Consider the following 17,980-nt stretch of genomic DNA (forward strand, 5'->3'; position numbering starts at 1 on the left):
TATGCTAATCTTGACCCATCAAGCCGGGTAAGCGTTGGGTTCCTGGCTTTTGCCGTTATGCTTAATAACCGAGCAATGGCTTTATACACTCGCAAACCCGACCCACCGGGGCCCTCCCGGTGATGACAGGATCCACAGGAGAAGACTGAATGGCTGATTCGAACCCTTTTGCTCCCGATGAATGGCTGGATGCCCAGCGCAAGTACTGGGACGCCTGGCTGGACATGAGCCGCAAGGCGATGGGCGGCCAGAGCAACGCGCCCAGTTGGCCACAGGGGCTCGATCAATGGTGGCAGGCCGCCTCCCAGGGCCTGCCTGGCGGCAACAATCAGATGATGGATCAGATGATGCAGATGGGCCGCAACTACTTCGCCATGGCGGAGAACTTCTACAAGGGCACCAATGGCCAGGCGGATGCCGGTCAGGCCGTCACCCAGTGGCTGGACCAGATGACCAACGCCTTCAAGAACATGGGTCTGGGCCAGATGCCTGGCAAGAGCATCAACCCCTTCTGGCAGATGCCCATGGACACCTGGAGCCGCGCCGGTTCCAGTTTCATGCCCATGCCAGGCGACTTCATGCAGGCCCTGCGCCCCGCGGCCCGTCCGCCCTACGGCGATGTGGTACAGGAACAAATGGACCGCTTCCTCTCCGTGCCGGGCGTGGGCTACACCCGCGAATCGCAGGAGCAGTACCAGAACCTGGCCAAGCTGATGATGGAGTACCAGCAGGCCATGCAACAGTACCAGCAGGCATTCGCCAAGGTGGGTCTGGACTCGGTGGATCGCTTCCGTGCTCGCCTCGACGACGCCGGTCGCCAGGACACGCCCATCACCTCCATGCGCGGCCTGTACGATGAGTGGGTGGATGTCTCCGAGGAGGTCTATGGCGAGTTCGTCATGTCCGAGGAATATGCCAAGGTTTACGGCGACATGGTCAACAGCCTGATGGCGGTGAAGCGCCAGGGCACCCGCCTCATGGACGAGGTGACCGAAAGCCTCAACATGCCCACCCGCCGCGAAGTGAATACGCTGCACCGTCGCCTGCAGGAGAGCCGCCGCGAGATGCATCAGATCAAAGCGGCCCTGCGCGAACTTCAGCAGGAAGACAAAAAGGAAAAGGCCAAGGCCACCCCCAGCCGCAAGACCTCGTCGACCCGGTCCAGCACCCCCAAGTCGGGTAGCACCGGCACCCAGAACAAGGCCGCCAGCACGCAGTCCTCGGCCAAGGCGGACAGCACCAGTGCAGGTGGTTCCAGCGCAGGCAGCGCCAGCAACACCACCAGCAACGCATCCTCCGCCGCGAAGACCCCGAATGCGGGCGCCGCCAAAAAGGCTGACGAGCCCAAGAACTGAAGGAGAGACAGGACATGATCCCGATTCAGATCCGCCCCGATCAGGTGATGGATGAGATTTCCACATTCCAGAAGAAACTCACCACTGGCCTGCAGAACCTGGCCGACGCTGACGACATCCCCAGTGGCGTGACGCCCAAGGAAGCCGTCTATCGCGAGGACAAGCTGACCCTGTACCGCTTCCAGCCTTCCACCTCGGCAGTCCAGAACCCCGTGCCGGTGCTGATTGTCTACGCGCTGGTGAACCGCCCCTACATGACCGATCTGCAGGAGAACCGCTCCACGGTTCAAGGCCTGCTGGACGCAGGCATGGACGTGTACCTGATCGACTGGGGCTATCCCGACCGCGCCGACCGGTTCCTGACCATGGACGACTATATCAACGGCTATGTGGACCGTTGCGTGGACGAGATCCGCTGGCGCCATGGCGTGGACAAGGTCAACCTGCTGGGCATCTGCCAGGGGGGCACCTTCAGCCTGTGCTACAGCGCCATGAACCCGGAGAAGGTGCAGAACCTGATCACCATGGTGACCCCGGTGGACTTCCATACGCCGGACAACATCCTCTCCCACTGGGTCAAGCATGTGGACGTGGATACCCTGGTGGATACCATGGGGAACATTCCGGGTGAACTGCTCAACTGGACCTTCCTCAACCTCAAGCCCTATCAGCTCATGGGCCAGAAGTACCTGGACATGGTCGAAGTGCTGCAGGACAAGGACAAGCTGGACAACTTCCTGCGCATGGAAAAGTGGATTTTCGACAGCCCCGACCAGGCTGGCGAGACCTACCGACAGTTCATCAAGGACTTCTACCAGCAGAACAAGCTGATGAACGGTGGTCTGCACATTGGCGATCACGAGGTGGACCTGTCCAACGTGACCATGCCGGTGCTGAACATCTTTGCCGAGCAGGATCACCTGGTGCCACCCGACGCCTCCAAGGCCATGGGCAAGAAGCTGGGCACCAAGGACTACACCGAGCTCTCCTTCCCCGGTGGCCACATCGGCATCTACGTGAGTGGCAAGGCCCAGAAGATGGTGCCCCCAGCCATCGGCAAGTGGGTGAACGAGCGCACCGAGAAGTAAGCAGGCAAAGGCCCTTGATCGGTGGCTTGGGCCATGCCCATGCCACCGACCCACCGCTCAGGAGGCTCGCTGGTCCAGATAATCGGCCAGGATACGAGCATGATCGAAGGCCAGCGGCACCCCCGGTGCCGCTGGGTCCACCCACCTGACGGCTGCTGCGTCATCGGCTGCCTGGGGCTCACCCCGGGCACTGGCCAGATAGACGGCACTGACCGTATGCCCCCTGGGATCCCGCCCGGGATCCGAATACAGCCCCAGCAATCCCTCCAGACTGACCTCAAGGCGTGTCTCTTCCAGCGCCTCGCGGACGGCTGCCTGCTCCACGGTCTCCCCTACATCCACAAAGCCTCCGGGCAAGGCCCATCCATGGGGTGGATGAAGACGCTCGATCAATAGGATGCGGCCATCCTCGTCTTCATGACGACGGATGATCAGATCGGCGGCAATCAGGGGTGTCACGGGTCTGGGCATGGGGACTTCAATCCTTGCCGATGAAACGGCGGATATGACGACGATCCCGGCGGTCCGGGCGATGATCGGTATGGGGCGTGGCCAGGCGGGCCAGACGCCGAGCCTCGGCTTCCTTCTCCCGGGCGGCCTGCCCCTCCGGGGTTTCCTCATACAATTCCCGAGCCTCGGCAGCCGGGCGACGCTTGTCATTGAGGCCCAGCACATCCACAACCCAACTCTCACCCGAGCGGTTGATCCGCAACCGATCCCCCACCCGCACCCCCCGGGAGGGTTTTACGCGGTCCCCGTTCACATGCACCCGTCCGCCACTGACCGCTTCGGCCGCCAGGGAACGGGTCTTGAAAAATCGTGCGGCCCAGAGCCATTTATCCAGACGCACGGATGTCGCGGGTTCGTTCATGGTTCCCCCTTTCGGACTGCTAGACTCTCACACCAGGCCCACATCCTTGATACCCATGCCACTGAAACTCATCAGCTTCGACCTTTGCCCCTTCGTGCAACGCAGTGTCATCACCCTGCGGTACAAAAAGGCGCCTTATGAGATCGAGTACATCGACCTGGAAAATCCACCCGCCTGGTTCTCGCGGGTATCGCCTACCGGCAAGGTGCCGGTGCTGGAAGTGGATGGCAACACCCATTTATTCGAGTCGGCCGTGATCAACGAGTATGTGGATGACATCACTCCACCCACCCTCAAACCCGCCGACCCCCTCACCCTGGCCTTCAACCGCGCCTGGATCGAGTTTGGCTCCACGGCCATCATTGACCAGTACCGGATCATGACGGCCGAGACCGAGCAGGACATGGAAGACCACCTGGCCTCGGCCCTCGCCGGACTGCACCGCCTCGAGGCGCAACTGGGCCAGGGGCCCTGGTTCAACGGCGCGGACTTCTCCCTGGTGGACGCCGCCTTTGCCCCGCTGTTGATGCGTTACCGCCTGATGAATGCCAGTACCCCGCTGTTCGATGAGGATGAGTTCCCCCGCATCAAGGCCTGGGGCGATCAGTTGCTCGGCCTGGATGCCGTTACCGGCTCGGTACCCGACGACTTCCCACAGCGGCTGCGCCACTACCTGAGCGGAAAGGATGGCTACGGGCCAAAACGCTTCAGCAACGCCTGAGCCATTGGCTCAGGCTGGCCAATCAACGATGTGATCTTCCCAATCACCGGTCATGGCCTCTTCGTCCACGATGCGCCCTCGTACCGAGATCCCGGCGGCATGCACACTGTCAGGATCTCCGGTGATCAGGGGATGCCACTGGGGCAGGGGTTGCCCCTCTGCCAGCAGCCGGTAGGCGCAGGTCCGCGGCAACCAGGGGATCTGCTTCACCTCCCTGGCCGTGAGCGAGACACAATCGGGAACCTCACGGGCCCGATGATCATAATCTCCGCAACGGCACGAGTGCCCATCCAGCAGGCGGCAGGCCACATCCGTGTAGTAGATCTCGTCCGTGTCCTCGTCCTGGAGCTTGTGCAGACAACAGCGCCCACAACCATCACACAAGGCCTCCCACTGCCGTGTGTCCATCGCCTCCAGGCTCAGTGCCTCCCAGAAACGGGCCCCCGCCCTGGACCGGGTTCCGTCGGTCACGGCAGGGGCCTTTGCAGGGATTCACCCTCTTCGATGCGCGCCCGCAAGGCATCGAAATGCCGAGGCGAAACAAAATGCAGGGTATCCCGTCCACCGGGCGTCAGCAGGATGGCCACCCCAGACTCGGGGTACAGGAAATACTGGCGCCCGTCATCCATGGTCAGCTTCTGAGGCTCCCGACCAAAGCGCTCCAGCACGGTCTCCTCGTCATACCGGGCACGTGGCACATAGGACAGCTCAGCCACCGGCAGATCCAGGGCCCGGCGGGTATCCTGCTCCGAGAGCGTCAGTCGACGCGCACCGCTGGGCATGGGCTTGTCATTCACGGAACGCGCAGCCATGGCGTCCAGGGTGCCCTCATCCACCTTGAGGCGCGCCAGCAGATTGGTCTCGAACGGCCCCAGCTTCACCGAACCAAAATAGGCCTCCAGTCGCCGGTCCCCGTCGGGGGAAACAAACAGCGCCAGACTCGGGAACAGCTTCAGGCGCTCGCGCAACACCTGGAGCGGTGTCTGCTCCAGGGTGACACCGAACACCCGCGACTTGCCGTCTTCCAGAACCTCCACATTCCAGGGCAACTCATCCTCGTGGGGCTGGGGCGGTGGCCCCGTCAACAATAGTGACAGGCCAAAAAAAGGAATGGCCAGAACCAGGAAAATCAGGGTTTTTCTAAGCATGGTGGGGTCAACTGGAAAAGTGGAGACAGAAAACGGTAAGCGCAAGGTTATCACCCCCAAACAGGGAACGCAGGGGATCTATCCAGGTCATAGAAACAGGCGCCCGGGTAGACGTGACGCTCCAACGGCACCGCCCTGCCGGCGGACGGACTGCATGGGCGCCCTGTATCTTCTATACTTGGTAGTAAGCGACATTCTTACGAGGAGGCCATGACCGTCTCAATCACATCAAGTTACGCCCTGACGGGCATTCAGGCTGGCATGCAGGGTCTGCGCGGTAACGCGGTCGAGATCGCCAGTGCTGCCGCACTGGGCGGCCAGGGCACTCGCGGCATCGAGCAGCCGCTGGTGGAGCAGCGCATGAATGCCAATCAAGTGGAAGCTTCAGCCAAGGTTCTGCAAACGGAAAACCAGATGCTTGGCACATTGATTGATATGAAGGTCTAGGCAAAAGGTGGAAACCATGAACGTCAATATGCCCGCATTCAACCCGGTGATGCCCGCCACCACCAATCCGGTGATGCCGACCCCCACGGATCGCCTGGGAGGTGGAGGGACCGCCGTGGAAATGGAGACCGCCCGTCCTGTCTCGGATGCTCAGGAAACCCAGCAGAGCAACCCCAATCCCGGCCAGAACGCCCCCCAGAATGCCCAGGACGAAGGCAGCCAGGCAGCAGCAGCGCGGGACGATGCGGCCCTGGCCGCTGAGGCGCGCCTACAGGTGGCTCGAGAAGGCAGCGATGCCCCGCAGGGGGCTGCGGTGGATGCAGGCAGCTTGAACCCGGCGCCCGCCAACGAGGCACCTCAGGGGCAGTTGAATGAGGTCCAGACCAGCCAACAGGGCCAGGATAACCCCGCTGGTCGACCCGACAGCGAACAGGCGGCCTTGCAGCAGCGACTGGAGGACCGCCTGGAGCGGGCTGTCGACGTTGCTGCTCCTCAGGCCCAGGAGGCTCGGAGCACCCTGAACGAAGTGGTCTGACGGACACCCTCCCCGGCCGGACCCATGGCCGCCGTCCGCACACGCGGATGGCGGCTTTTTTTATGATACCTTGAGGTATCCCCCAATCCAGGCTGGAGGCATCTCCGTACCATGCCGGCAAGCAGCGAACACCCGATCCGCGTCGATGTGCAAAGCACCTATGTGGAATCCCAGTCCGACCCCATGCACGGGCGCTTTGTCTTCGCCTACACCGTGACCATCCACAACCAGGGCCCGCAGCCCGCCAAGCTTGTCAGCCGTCACTGGGTCATCCACGACTCCAACGGCAAGGTGCAGGAGGTGCGCGGCGAGGGCGTCGTGGGTGAGCAGCCCCACCTGCAACCCGGTCAGGGCTTCAAATACACCAGCGGCGCCATGATCGAGACGCCGGTAGGTACCATGCAGGGCAGTTACCGGATGATCGGAGACGATGGCGTGGAGTTTGATGCCCCCATCCCCTCCTTCACCCTGTCGGTGCCTCGCGTGCTGCACTGAGGCCCTTGACCCTGCTTTAGACAGGGGAATTCACGGGGACTACAATCGGCAAGGTCAACCCCCAACCACAGGCAATCCGTATGCGCATTCCATACACACTCTGGGCCCCCATCTACGATCGTTTTGTTGAAAAACCCACTCGCCATGCCAGAGAACGCAGCCTGGAAAGGCTGGGCAATGTCGAGGGGCAATCCATCCTGATCGTCGGATTGGGTACAGGCCTGGATCTACCCCACCTACCCCAGGGGGCTGATTACCATGGCCTTGACCTGACACCCGCGATGCTGAAAAAAGCCGAGGAGCGCGCTGCTACCCTGAACCTTTCCATCGACATGCGCCAGGGCAATGCCATGGACCTGCCTTATGAAGATGAGCGCTTCGATGTGGTGATCCTGCACACCATCCTGGCTGTGGTCCCCAAACCGCATCTGGCGCTGGCCGAGGCCTCCCGGGTGCTCAAGCCCGGCGGGCGCATCCTGGTCATGGACAAGTTCCTCAAGCCCGGCGAGAGCGCCCCCTTCCGACGCCTGGTGGGCCTGGTATCCGGCCCACTGGCCTCTCGCACCGACGTGGTCTTCGAATCCCTGATGAAAAAGCGTCAGGAACTCAAGATTCTGGAAGACAGCCCGGCCATGATGCGTGGCTGGTTCCGGCACATCACCCTGGAAAAGCCCGTTACTCAGGCGACCAGCCCCGAGCCATCAGCTGAAGCCGCCCCCACCCAGGACAACCCGGCCTCCTGATGGCGCTATATGCCGTTGGCGACCTGCAGGGCTGCCTTGATCCTCTGAAACGACTCCTGGACCGGGTCTGCTTTGACCCGGCCCGGGACCGGCTGTGGCTGGTGGGCGATCTGGTCAACCGGGGGCCTGAGTCTCTGGGGTGTCTGCGCTTCGTGCGTGATCTGGGCGATGCGGCCGTGGCCGTTCTGGGCAATCATGACCTGCACCTGCTGGCCATTCATGCCGGCCTCCACAAACCCCGGCGCAAGGACACCGTCCAGGCCATTCTGGACAGCCCCGATCGAGAGGAACTGATGGAGTGGCTACGGCACAGGCCCATCCTCCATCACGACGCCGCAGCGGGCTGGACCATGGTGCATGCCGGTCTGCCACCACAATGGGATCTGGAGACGGCCCTGGCCTGCGCCGATGAGTTTCACCAGGTCTTACGAGGACCGGGGCATACCCAGCTACTGCAGCGCATGTATGGCGACCAACCGGATCGCTGGGCCCCCACCCTCACCGGCTGGTCGCGGCTTAGGTTCATCACCAACAGCTTCACCCGGATGCGCTACTGCACCCGGGACGGGCGACTGGACATGAACTGCAAAGCGGCTCCGGGCCAGCATCCGCCGCACCTGATCCCCTGGCATGCCATGGAGGACCGCCGGACCCAGGATCACCGTCTGGTGGTGGGCCACTGGTCCACGCTGGGCTACCGGTTCGAGCACAACGTGCTCTCACTGGACACCGGCTGCATCTGGGGCGGAAAGATGACCCTGGCCCGCCTGGACGCCCCTGAACCGGAAATCACCCAGTGGCGTTGCCCCACGCACCAGCCCCCGGGATAACCCCATCCCAGGGGGGGCCCAGGGGCTGCCTGACCTGACTCAAGAACGAGACAACGCCTCCTGACCGGCTGCCACCACCTCAGCCACCCCCTGCTCGGCGGTGCGGGCCAGGGTGCGGCGATCCACATCCTCCACCGGGATCGGTGGCTTGAAGACCAGGTCCACATCCAGGTGTGGCTCCGCCAGCACGCGCCAGGTATGCGGCACCAGCGTGTCATTGTTCACGAAGGGCGCCGGCGACTGGCTGCCATCCGACAGGGCACGGTAGTACAGCCCTACCGGCTGCACCGGACACTGGGCGCGCTGGGCGGCGGAGAACAGGCGATGATGAAACCGGCGCACCGACTCGCCGCGGGTGGTGGTGCCTTCCGGAAAGACGTGCACACTCCCCCCCGCCTTCAGGTGGTCCGCCATCTGGTCCGTCACCTGATTTGCCGCCCCATGCTCCCCACGACGAATGAAGACCGTCCCATTGCGCTGCGCCAGCCAGCCGATCACCGGCCAATGACGCACCTCCGACTTGGAGAGGAACCCAGCGGGCACATAGGCCCCCAGCACCGGAATATCCAGCCAGGAAACGTGATTGGAGACCGACAGCACGGTCTGCGACGTTGGCTCACCCTGCACATGAATCCGCAGTCCGACAATCCAGCAGAAAATCCGATACCACAGCAGGATCGCGCGGCGAAACCGTGGTCGGGGCAAACCGGACTCATCCGGCCGCCCCAGTGCCAGGGTGATCAGGACCCCCAGCAGCACATGGGGCAGGAGCAGCAGGATGCGATAGAGTCGTCGAATCAGTCTCATGGGCAGTGCTTCAGTGAGGGTTTATACTGAATCGTACTAAGGAGACCGGCTTCAAAGCCACTGTCCCGAGGGCAACCATGACCTACATCCGCCAGACACTGCTGCTCACCGCCTGCGTCGCCATCCTGCCCGCCCTGGGGGGCTGCCCCGGCGCCCTACCCGAGAACGCCTCCCAGGCCGCCCAGGTCCGCGTGCTCGCCTCCGGCGCCCATTGCGGCCATGACGAAGCCACCCCCCGCGTCCACATCCTCCGGGATGCCACCGCCCTGCAACAGGCGCTGGACCATACCGGCTTGCGCGTCGAGAATAATGCCCGACCCGACTTCGATGATGAACGGTTGATCCTGATCCACCAGGGCCAAAAGCCCACCCTGGGCTACAGCCTGGAGCTGGCCGACAGCTCGGTGCGCATCCTCAATCAGGTGGGTCGTCTACAGGTGCTGAACCGGGAGCCACCCGCGGATGCCATCGTCGCCCAGGCCCTGAGCAGCCCCTGCCTGCTCCTGGTCATGGAACGCCGCCCCATGGAGTCCCTCCAGGTCAAAGACCAACACGACACCCTGCTCGGCGAGTCCGCGCTGAAACCCTAGCGGCCCGCCCTCACCCAGGCAGAGGATCCGTAGGTGGCCGTTCGAGAACGGCCCGGTCGAAAATGCCCGACCGCCAATGGCCAAAGGGTGGGCGAGGATGTGCCCGATGCCCCGGCCGGGGAAAAGGGGACAGACCCCTTTTTTGAGCAATGGCGAAGCCCCAAAGAGGTCCGAACCTTGGCGGGGCCATGCCTCCGGGAGCGGGTGTTCGTCGCATGGATGCGACGGTCAAGCCTACAGGGACGTATTCACGGCGTCCCGCGGACGGAGGCATGGCCCCGCCAAGGTGCCCACCCCGATGCCAAAACCCTGGAAAAGGGGACAGCCCCCTTTTTTAGTTGCCCCGGCCGGGCGCTTCGCGAAGCGCCCCTACGGACGAGGGAAACGGAAAAGGGGTCTGTCCCCTTTTTTCGCGCACACAAACGACCCCCTCGCGGCGAGGGCCGATTTATAGCCGGGCAGGATGCTGTTAAGATCTGCCTGCCCAGAGGCCAACGAAAGTCCCCCTGCCCATGTACCCCACGCATCCCTTCATCGACCCCGTTGCCATCAGCCTCGGGCCACTGGATATCCACTGGTACGGCCTGATGTATCTGGTGGGTTTTGCCGCGTTCTGGATCCTGGGGCTGATCCAGGTACGTCAGCCCTGGAGTCCACTCAATGCCACCCAGTTGAGCGACCTGCTCTTCTACGGTGTGGTCGGTGTCATCATCGGTGGCCGACTGGGCTACGTGCTTTTCTACAACCTGGAAGCCTTCGCCAGCGATCCGCTGCTCCTACTGCGCCTCTGGGAGGGGGGCATGAGTTTCCATGGGGGGTTGATCGGCGTGCTCGTCGCCAGCGCCCTGTTTGCCCGTCATCTGGGGGTTTCCTTCTTCCAGCTCACTGACTTCGTGGCCCCGCTGATTCCTGTCGGCCTGGGGGCTGGACGCATCGGCAACTGGATCAATGGCGAACTCTGGGGCAAACCGGCGGAGTTGCCCTGGTCCATGATCTTTCCCGCAGTGGACATGTTGCCCCGCCACCCCTCACAGCTCTACCAGGCCGTCCTGGAGGGCGTTGTCCTGTTCCTCATCCTCTGGTTCTTTGCCCGGCGCTGGCGCCCGGTGGGTGCGGTCTCGGGGCTGTTCCTGATCTTCTATGGCCTGTTCCGCTTCCTGGTGGAATTCGTGCGCGAACCCGATGCCCATATCGGCTACCTGGCCTTTGGCTGGGTCACCATGGGCCAACTGCTCAGCCTGCCCATGATCCTGGCCGGCATCGCCATCATGGCCTGGGCCTACCGGGGACGCGGCCAGGCCAGCAGCGGCGCCAAGGCAAAGGGCTGAGCGATGAAACCCTATCTGGACCTGCTTGAATACCTGCTGAACCACGGCACGGAAAAGACCGACCGCACCGGTACGGGTACCCGCTCCCTGTTCGGCCATCAGATGCGCTTCAACCTGGAGGAAGGCTTCCCCCTGATCACCACCAAGAAGCTGCATCTGCGATCCATCATCCATGAACTGCTGTGGTTCCTGCGCGGCGACACCCGGATCGACTACCTGCGCGAGCATGGCGTGCGTATCTGGGATGAATGGGCCACCGAAGAAGGGGATCTGGGACCCATTTACGGGGCTCAGTGGCGCGCCTGGCCCACGCCCGGCGGCCACCACGTGGATCAACTGAGTGAGGTACTGGAACAGATCCGCACCCGTCCCGATTCCCGACGCCTGATCGTCAACGCCTGGAACGTGGCCGACCTGCCGGACGAAGGTACATCCCCCCAGGACAATGCCCGGGCAAACCGCATGGCCCTGGCCCCCTGTCACTGCCTGTTCCAGTTCTACGTGGCCGATGGGCGGCTGTCCTGCCAGTTGTACCAGCGCAGCGCGGACATCTTCCTGGGGGTGCCGTTCAATATCGCCTCCTATGCGTTGCTCACCCATATGGTGGCACAGGTCACCGGCCTCAAGCCGGGAGACTTCATCCACACCTTCGGCGATGTGCACCTGTACCTGAATCATCTGGAACAGGCGCGGGAACAACTGACCCGGGCCCCCTACCCCCGACCGCGGCTGGTGCTGAATCCGCAGGTCACCTCACTGTTCGATTTCCGCTACGAGGACATCACCCTGGACGGCTATCAGGCCCATCCCCATATCAAGGCCCCGGTCGCCATATGACGGTATCCCCATGAGTCAGCAACAACCCATCCTCACCTGCGTGGTGGCCATGGATCGTCAACGCCTCATCGGCGCCGACAACCGCCTGCCCTGGCATCTGCCGGCAGACCTGGCCCATTTCAAGCGCCTCACCCTGGGTGGCACCCTGCTCATGGGGCGCCGCACCTGCGAATCCATCGGCCGCCCCCTGCCCCAGCGGCGCAGTATCGTGCTCAGTCGCGATCCGGGATTTCAGGCCGAGGGCTGCACGGTGGTGGGCTCAGTGGAAGAGGCCCTGGACGCCGCGGGGGACATCCCGGAGATCTTCGTCATCGGTGGTGCCCGGTTGTTCGAACAACTGCTCCCCCGATGCCAGCGTCTGCACCTGACGATCATCGATCATGCATTCGAGGGGGACACCTGGATGCCGGAGTTGGACGAGGGCTGGCAGGAGGTCTCTGGTGAGGCACACGCACCGGACGAGCGTAACGCCTGGCCGTACCGGTTCATCACCCTGGAACACCCAGGAATGGCCGGACGCTGAGAAACCCCACCCGGGCCCGGCAAGGGGTTCAGCGACGCGCCACGACCCGCTTCAGCGCGCCCATCCCGGGCAGGGCAAAGATCACCGCGAACAGCACGGCGGCCGCTACCACGATGGAGGGGCCCGTCGGTGTATCCCATTCCAGAGACCCCCAGATCCCCCCGGCCACCGCCAGCGAGCCGATCACCGCGGCCAGCAAGGCCATCTGTTCCGGGGTGGATGACAGGCGCCGGGCCGCTGCCGCCGGGATGATCATCAAGGAGGTGATCAGCAGGATCCCCACCACCTTCATGGCCACGGCGATCACCAGGGCGATGAGCAGCATGAAGCCGATGCTCACCAGGCTCACCCGCACGCCCTCCACTCGGGCCAGGTCCTCGTGTACGGTCACGGCAAGCAGCGGGCGCCACAGCGCCAGGAGCAACAACAGGGCCACCAGCCCACCGGCAAAGATCCACCACAGGTCATTCCAGGACACGGCCAGGATGTCGCCGAAGAGATACGCCATCAGGTCGATACGCACCCCCTCCAGGAAAGAGATGGCCACCAGGCCCAGGGACAACGCACTGTGGGCGAGGATGCCGAGCAGCGTATCCGAGGCCAGGCGACGCTGACGCTGCAACACGACCAGTAACATGGCCAGTGAGACGCATAGCAGGATCACCGTGAGACTCACGCTGATGCCGATCAGAAACCCCAGAGCCACACCCAGCAGGGCCGAGTGAGCCAGGGTATCACCGAAATAGGCCATGCGTCGCCAGACCACGAAGGAGCCCAGCGGGCCGGCCACCAGGGCCACGGCCAGCCCACCCAACAGGGCCCTGAGAATGAAATCATCCATCAGCATTCCTCCCGATCCGGTGCCACGTCCTTGACCACATCACCGTGAAGATCATGACGATGGTCGTGATGATGGGTGTAGACCGCGACCCCCGGCGGGATGGAATGACCAAACAGTCGCAGATAGGCCGGATCCTGGCTCACCGCCTCGGGACGCCCGGTGCAACAAACGTGCTGATTCAGGCAGACCACCGAGTCGGCCGCCTCCATCACCAGATGCAGCTCATGGGACACCATCACCACCCCGCAGCCATAGCGATCCCGCAGGGCCGCGATCAACTGAAAGACCTCGCCCTGCCCCGAGACATCCACCCCCTGGGCGGGCTCGTCCAGTGCCAACAGATGCGGACGGCGCAGCAGCGCCCGGGCCAGGAGGATGCGCTGCATCTCGCCACCGGACACCGACTGCACCGGTTGTTCCAGCAGGTGCGACACACCGACCTCGCCCAGTACCCGGCGAAGCTCATCCCGGGGCGCACGCCCACCCAGTGCCAGAAAACGCTGTACGGTGATGGGCATGACCTCATCCACCACGATGCGCTGAGGCATGTAGCCGATGCGCAGCCCCGGACGACACAGCAACCGGCCCTCGGTGGGTGCCTGCAGACCCAGCAGGATACGCAGCAGTGTGGTCTTGCCGGCGCCATTGGGTCCGATGATGGTAGTGATCCGCCCGGGCTCCACGGTCATGTCCACATCCCGCAGGATGCGCCGCCCACTCAGTTCCAGACCGATCCCCCGGGCTTCCAGGAGGCGGCCTTGCAGGCCTGCAGCCGACGGGGATTTCTTGAAGAGTTCAAACACTGGATGAAATCCGGTTTTCTGGTGAATCGTTATAGTATATCGTCTTCACTGTAGACGAGGAGGACCGAAGCCCCCGCCACCGGGCGGCCCAGGGGAAGAAAAGGGGACAGACCCCTTTTTGCTTTTTCTCAAAAAGGGGTCTGTCCCCTTTTCTTGGTAGGCTTGGCAGCCGCATCCATGCGGCTGACACCCGCTCCCGAAGAAACGGCCACGACGAGGTTCGGATACACCCGGGTTTCGCCTGAAAAAAGACAAGAGGAATCCACATGAAACTGTCACGCCTGACGATCTCTGCTGTCCTCGGTGCCCTGTTGATCGGGCCGGTCACGACCTCTGCCGCCCCCCAGGTGGTGGTAAGCATCCCGCCCATCCATAACCTGGTGAGTGGCGTGATGGATGGCGTCGGGGAACCCACCCTGCTGGTGCCGGCGGGCGTCTCGCCGCACAGCTACAGCATGCGCCCATCGGATCGGCGACACATGCAATCCGCCGATGTCCTCGTCTGGGTCGGGCCCCACCTGGAAACCTTCCTGGAGCGCCCGATCGCGACCCTGCCAGAGTCGGTCCGAAAAGTCACCCTGCTCAAGGACGCGGATCTGACCGTGCACTCAGGCCGAGAGGGGGGCGTCTGGGAAGCCCATCGCCATGATCATGGTGAAGACCATGCCCACGGCGACGACGGCCATCAGGATCACGGGCACGCGGAGGATGATTACGCCCATGGACACGATATGGACGCTCACATCTGGCTGAGCCCTGACAATGGCGCCGCCATCGTGCGTCACGTGGCCACGGTACTGGCGGAATCGGACCCGGACAATGCCGGGCGCTACGAGGCGAATCGGGATCGCATGCTGTCGCGCCTGGAGGCCCTGGACGAGGAACTGAAATCACGACTGGCCCCGATCAGTGATCGTCCCTTCATCGTCTTTCACGATGCCTACCAGTATTTCGAGAAACACTACGGCCTGACGCCTGCCGGCTCCATCACGGTGGACCCTTCCCGCAGCCCCGGTGCCCAACGCATATCGGCGCTTCGGGATCGCATCCAGGGATCGGATGCCATCTGCGTGCTCACGGAACCCCAGTTCCGCCCGGCCATCGTGGAAACCCTGACCGAGGGGACCGGTGCACGGGTTGGAATCCTGGATCCCATCGGTGCGAAGCTGCCGCCGGGCGAGGAAAGCTACTATCAATTACTGGAGAATCTGACCGATGGTCTCACGGACTGCCTGGGCCACGGCCAGTAGTCATGGACGGAAGCAGACATTCGCAAGCCCCGGTGCAGCGGGCCTGACCGCGAAAGGGAGGCACACGAAGACACCGCCGTTCGCGGCCGAGGGCCGCTCCCACAATGATCCTGCTTTCGGGGAGCCCTGCTGGCACCTCGCTCAGTGAGGCCTTACTGCATCATCTCCAGATCCATCTGCACGGCGTCGATGCCGGCGCGGGCGCACATCTCATCGGTCTCACCCGAAGGCGCCCCGCTGACGCCCACTCCGCCAATGATGCGGCCTGCGGCATGAATGGGCAGGCCGCCGGCAGAGAACACCAGGCCATCCACCTTGCCCACCTGGAAGGGCTTGGTGAAACGATCCTCCATCCCGGAAAGGGGGCCATTGAAGGACATGGCGGTGTAGGCCTTCTGCCGGCTGATGGCCAGGGTGATATCCATGGCCAGGGTATCCCGCAGGACCACCTGGGTGTTGCCGCCACGGTCGACCACGGTCACCGCCACATTCACCCCCTCCTCGCGACAGGCCTCCAGGGTGGCCCGGGCCAGATCGTAGGCCGTATCCAGGGTCATCACCTTGATATTCAGGGCAGGGGATTCCTGAGCCTGGGCGACGGATCCCATGGCCAGGACAAGCGGGGCGGTGGCAAGGGCTGCCGAGAGACGTTTCATGGTGTTCTCCTCTGTGTGGTGATCAAACGGGCACCGATACGTCGCCGGTGCCTTCACATGCCTCACAGAGTGTAGACCGGAACTTGCGCCTGAGAAAGATCAATATCCCCGGCACATCAGCATCAACCCCACAACACCAGCATCCAGACCATCACCGCATGGGCGATGGCCAGGAAGACCGCCGCCGAGCCCATGTCCTTGGCCCGGGCCGAGAGTGGATGAAGCTCTTCGCCAATACGATCGATGGCGGCCTCCACGCTGCTATTGAGCAACTCGACAATGAGCACCAGCAACAAAGACCCCAGCAGCAACGCCCGCTCCAGACCGGTGTCCCCCAGCCACAGGGCCAGGGGCATCAGGATCAGCACGGCCATCAGCTCCTGGCGGAAGGCCGCCTCATGCTTGAAGGTGCTACGCAGGCCTTTCCAGGAATAACCGGCGGCCTTGATCATGCGGGTCAGGCCCCGGTGACCACTGTATGCCATCAGCCCACCGACGCCTCGCGTATTGAACCCGACCAGGCCACGTCCAGCTCCTTGGCCGCACGCACTTCGTCGAACCGACGATTGGGCTGGGTATAAGGCGCACCCTTCACCGTATCCGGATCGTTGCGGGCCTCATCCAGGATCTGGCCCATGGCCTCCACGAAGGCATCCAGGGTTTCCTTGCTCTCCGTCTCCGTGGGCTCCAGCAGCAGGCACTCGGGCACCAGCAGCGGGAAGTAGGTGGTAGGCGCATGGAAACCGTAGTCCAGCAGGCGCTTGGCCACATCCATGGCCGTGACCCCATTCTCCTTGGCCTGGCGGCGCAGGGTGACGATGAACTCGTGGGTGGCGCGGCGATTCGGGAAAGCCAGGTCGAAACCCTTCTCCTTCAGACGGGCCATCACGTAGTTGGCGTTCAGGGTGGAGAAGTCCGCCACCCGCGGCATCCCTTCCCGACCCAGCAAGCGCATGTACACATAGGCCCGCAGCAGCACACCGGCGTTACCGGCGAAGGCAGACAGACGACCGATGCTCTCGGGCAGGTCCTTGTCCGTCAACCAGCGGTAGGCATCCCCCTGCTTGTCCACCACCGGCACCGGCACGAAGGGACGCAGGCGCTCGCTCACGCCCACGGCCCCGGCACCTGGACCGCCGCCCCCGTGGGGTGTGGAGAACGTCTTGTGCAGGTTCATATGGATGACGTCAAAGCCCATATCGCCGGGACGCACCTTGCCCAGGATGGCATTGAGGTTGGCGCCGTCGTAGTACAGCAGGCCGCCGGCGTCATGGACCACCTCGGCGATCTCCTTGATGCGCCGCTCGAACACACCCACAGTGGAGGGATTGGTGAGCATGATGCCCGCAGTGGTGGGCCCCACTGCCTCTTTCAGCGCCTCCATGTTCACATCCCCATCGGCATCAGTGGGGATCTCCCGTACCGTGTAGCCACACATGGTGGCCGTGGCCGGGTTGGTGCCATGGGCGGCGTCGGGGACGATGATCTCCGTGCGCGCCTCATCGCCCCGGGACCGGTGATAGGCACGAATCATGGCCACGCCGGCGAATTCGCCCTGCGCCCCCGCCATGGGGGTAAGTGACACCCGTTTCATCCCGGTCACGTCCATGAGCATCTCCTGCAACTCATACATGCAGGCCATGAACCCCTGACTCGCCTGATCCGGGGCATAGGGGTGACGACGCAGGAAGCCCGGCAGCATGGCCAGGGTGTTGCTCGCCCGCGGGTTGTACTTCATGGTGCACGAGCCCAGCGGATAAAAATGGGTGTCGATGGAGAAATTCTTCTGCGACAGCCGCGTGTAATGACGCACCACATCCAGTTCCGAGACCTCGGGCAAAGGCACCCGGCTGCCCCGCCGGAAACGCTCGGGCACGGCCGGCGCGGCGGGTGCGGCCAAGGGCGCCTGGCTGGTGGCCCGACGCCCGGGACGGGAGAGTTCAAAGATCAACATACCTTGCTCCTGGGTCTGGAAAATCATGTTCGGTACAGGGGGCGGGGATGGCAATGTGCCCACCGCTCCCCCTCATCCCCGGCCCTTCTCCCCTCAGGGGAGAAGGGAGTACAACCGTCTGGCCCTTCTCCCCTCAGGGGAGAAGGGAGTACAACCGT

23 protein-coding genes are annotated in these 17,980 nt (G+C 63.4%); 13 read left to right on the plus strand and 10 right to left on the minus strand.

Annotation, left to right across the window (positions count from 1 at the left end; translation table 11 throughout):
• Positions 1-149: 149 nt before the first annotated feature.
• Positions 150-1,355, plus strand: coding sequence for a class III poly(R)-hydroxyalkanoic acid synthase subunit PhaE (gene phaE / locus LPW29_RS09470; protein ID WP_238627792.1), 1,206 nt, complete (start codon positions 150-152; stop codon positions 1,353-1,355).
• 14 nt (positions 1,356-1,369) lie between these two features.
• Positions 1,370-2,443, plus strand: a complete 1,074-nt coding sequence (locus LPW29_RS09475) for a class III poly(R)-hydroxyalkanoic acid synthase subunit PhaC (RefSeq protein WP_090253156.1) — start codon at positions 1,370-1,372, stop codon at positions 2,441-2,443.
• Positions 2,444-2,500: 57 nt separating this feature from the next.
• Here the strand turns inward: LPW29_RS09475 and LPW29_RS09480 are convergent, their stop codons facing one another.
• Together LPW29_RS09480 and LPW29_RS09485 are read right to left on the minus strand one after the other, a co-directional pair.
• Complete coding sequence (locus LPW29_RS09480) at positions 2,501-2,914, minus strand: NUDIX domain-containing protein (RefSeq protein WP_090253153.1); 414 nt, start codon at positions 2,912-2,914, stop codon at positions 2,501-2,503.
• Positions 2,915-2,921: 7 nt separating this feature from the next.
• Positions 2,922-3,314, minus strand: a complete 393-nt coding sequence (locus LPW29_RS09485) for an RNA-binding S4 domain-containing protein (protein WP_090253149.1) — start codon at positions 3,312-3,314, stop codon at positions 2,922-2,924.
• A gap of 49 nt (positions 3,315-3,363) precedes the next feature.
• Between LPW29_RS09485 and LPW29_RS09490 the strand changes: the two genes are divergently transcribed.
• On the plus strand, positions 3,364-4,035 hold the full coding sequence (locus tag LPW29_RS09490; protein WP_238627808.1) for a glutathione S-transferase family protein: 672 nt from the start codon (positions 3,364-3,366) through the stop codon (positions 4,033-4,035).
• A gap of 9 nt (positions 4,036-4,044) precedes the next feature.
• Here the strand turns inward: LPW29_RS09490 and LPW29_RS09495 are convergent, their stop codons facing one another.
• Positions 4,045-4,506: a YcgN family cysteine cluster protein gene (locus tag LPW29_RS09495; protein WP_338018688.1), complete on the minus strand. Its 462-nt coding sequence runs from the start codon at positions 4,504-4,506 to the stop codon at positions 4,045-4,047.
• Positions 4,503-5,183, minus strand: a complete 681-nt coding sequence (locus LPW29_RS09500; RefSeq protein WP_238627793.1) for a hypothetical protein — start codon at positions 5,181-5,183, stop codon at positions 4,503-4,505. The genes LPW29_RS09495 and LPW29_RS09500 overlap by 4 nt, the downstream gene beginning before the upstream one ends.
• Before the next feature lie 210 nt (positions 5,184-5,393).
• Here LPW29_RS09500 and LPW29_RS09505 point away from each other — a divergent pair, with 210 nt between their 5' ends.
• The 5 genes from LPW29_RS09505 (at position 5,394) to LPW29_RS09525 (ending at position 8,233) form a co-directional block, all read left to right on the plus strand.
• Positions 5,394-5,630 (plus strand): hypothetical protein, encoded by a 237-nt coding sequence (locus LPW29_RS09505; RefSeq protein ID WP_238627794.1) that lies wholly within the window; start codon positions 5,394-5,396, stop codon positions 5,628-5,630.
• 16 nt (positions 5,631-5,646) lie between these two features.
• Positions 5,647-6,165, plus strand: a complete 519-nt coding sequence (locus LPW29_RS09510) for a hypothetical protein (protein ID WP_238627795.1) — start codon at positions 5,647-5,649, stop codon at positions 6,163-6,165.
• A gap of 111 nt (positions 6,166-6,276) precedes the next feature.
• Entirely contained in the window at positions 6,277-6,660 is a 384-nt protein-coding gene (apaG, locus tag LPW29_RS09515; protein ID WP_090253138.1) for a Co2+/Mg2+ efflux protein ApaG, read from the plus strand.
• An 80-nt stretch (positions 6,661-6,740) separates the two neighbouring features.
• Complete coding sequence (locus tag LPW29_RS09520) at positions 6,741-7,403, plus strand: class I SAM-dependent methyltransferase (protein WP_238627796.1); 663 nt, start codon at positions 6,741-6,743, stop codon at positions 7,401-7,403.
• A complete protein-coding gene (locus tag LPW29_RS09525) occupies positions 7,403-8,233 on the plus strand; it encodes a symmetrical bis(5'-nucleosyl)-tetraphosphatase (protein ID WP_238627797.1) in 831 nt (276 codons plus the stop codon). Before LPW29_RS09520 ends, LPW29_RS09525 begins: the two co-directional genes overlap by 1 nt.
• Before the next feature lie 39 nt (positions 8,234-8,272).
• On the opposite strand, the gene LPW29_RS09530 is transcribed toward LPW29_RS09525, so the two are convergent.
• The gene (locus LPW29_RS09530) at positions 8,273-9,040 is read right to left on the minus strand and encodes a lysophospholipid acyltransferase family protein (RefSeq protein ID WP_238627798.1); all 768 of its coding nucleotides are present in this window, start codon (positions 9,038-9,040) and stop codon (positions 8,273-8,275) included.
• Between the two features lie 77 nt (positions 9,041-9,117).
• Between LPW29_RS09530 and LPW29_RS09535 the strand changes: the two genes are divergently transcribed.
• The 4 genes from LPW29_RS09535 (at position 9,118) to LPW29_RS09550 (ending at position 12,318) form a co-directional block, all read left to right on the plus strand.
• Positions 9,118-9,630 carry a protease complex subunit PrcB family protein gene (locus LPW29_RS09535; protein ID WP_238627799.1) on the plus strand — a complete coding sequence of 171 codons (513 nt, stop codon included), beginning with the start codon at positions 9,118-9,120 and terminating at the stop codon, positions 9,628-9,630.
• A gap of 512 nt (positions 9,631-10,142) precedes the next feature.
• Positions 10,143-10,958 (plus strand): prolipoprotein diacylglyceryl transferase, encoded by an 816-nt coding sequence (gene lgt / locus LPW29_RS09540; RefSeq protein WP_238627800.1) that lies wholly within the window; start codon positions 10,143-10,145, stop codon positions 10,956-10,958.
• Positions 10,959-10,961: 3 nt separating this feature from the next.
• Entirely contained in the window at positions 10,962-11,795 is an 834-nt protein-coding gene (locus LPW29_RS09545; protein WP_238627801.1) for a thymidylate synthase, read from the plus strand.
• 10 nt (positions 11,796-11,805) lie between these two features.
• Positions 11,806-12,318 carry a dihydrofolate reductase gene (locus LPW29_RS09550; RefSeq protein WP_255705617.1) on the plus strand — a complete coding sequence of 171 codons (513 nt, stop codon included), beginning with the start codon at positions 11,806-11,808 and terminating at the stop codon, positions 12,316-12,318.
• Between the two features lie 28 nt (positions 12,319-12,346).
• Here the strand turns inward: LPW29_RS09550 and znuB are convergent, their stop codons facing one another.
• Both znuB and LPW29_RS09560 read right to left on the minus strand, forming a co-directional pair.
• Positions 12,347-13,159 carry a zinc ABC transporter permease subunit ZnuB gene (znuB, locus tag LPW29_RS09555; protein ID WP_370642799.1) on the minus strand — a complete coding sequence of 271 codons (813 nt, stop codon included), beginning with the start codon at positions 13,157-13,159 and terminating at the stop codon, positions 12,347-12,349.
• Positions 13,159-13,962 (minus strand): ATP-binding cassette domain-containing protein, encoded by an 804-nt coding sequence (locus LPW29_RS09560; protein WP_238627803.1) that lies wholly within the window; start codon positions 13,960-13,962, stop codon positions 13,159-13,161. Before LPW29_RS09560 ends, znuB begins: the two co-directional genes overlap by 1 nt.
• A 266-nt stretch (positions 13,963-14,228) precedes the next feature.
• Here LPW29_RS09560 and znuA point away from each other — a divergent pair, with 266 nt between their 5' ends.
• On the plus strand, positions 14,229-15,212 hold the full coding sequence (znuA, locus tag LPW29_RS09565) for a zinc ABC transporter substrate-binding protein ZnuA (RefSeq protein WP_238627804.1): 984 nt from the start codon (positions 14,229-14,231) through the stop codon (positions 15,210-15,212).
• 152 nt (positions 15,213-15,364) lie between these two features.
• Here znuA and LPW29_RS09570 read toward each other — a convergent pair whose 3' ends face one another.
• The 3 genes from LPW29_RS09570 to gcvPB form a co-directional block, all read right to left on the minus strand.
• Positions 15,365-15,868 carry a GlcG/HbpS family heme-binding protein gene (locus LPW29_RS09570; RefSeq protein WP_238627805.1) on the minus strand — a complete coding sequence of 168 codons (504 nt, stop codon included), beginning with the start codon at positions 15,866-15,868 and terminating at the stop codon, positions 15,365-15,367.
• A 122-nt stretch (positions 15,869-15,990) separates the two neighbouring features.
• On the minus strand, positions 15,991-16,353 hold the full coding sequence (locus LPW29_RS09575) for a diacylglycerol kinase (protein ID WP_238627806.1): 363 nt from the start codon (positions 16,351-16,353) through the stop codon (positions 15,991-15,993).
• Complete coding sequence (gene gcvPB, locus LPW29_RS09580) at positions 16,353-17,849, minus strand: aminomethyl-transferring glycine dehydrogenase subunit GcvPB (protein ID WP_255705618.1); 1,497 nt, start codon at positions 17,847-17,849, stop codon at positions 16,353-16,355. The genes LPW29_RS09575 and gcvPB overlap by 1 nt, the downstream gene beginning before the upstream one ends.
• Between the last annotated feature and the right edge of the window lie 131 nt (positions 17,850-17,980).

Origin of the sequence: Ectothiorhodospira sp. 9100 (genome assembly GCF_022227565.1) — a bacterium.
GTDB lineage: Bacteria > Pseudomonadota > Gammaproteobacteria > Ectothiorhodospirales > Ectothiorhodospiraceae > Ectothiorhodospira > Ectothiorhodospira marina.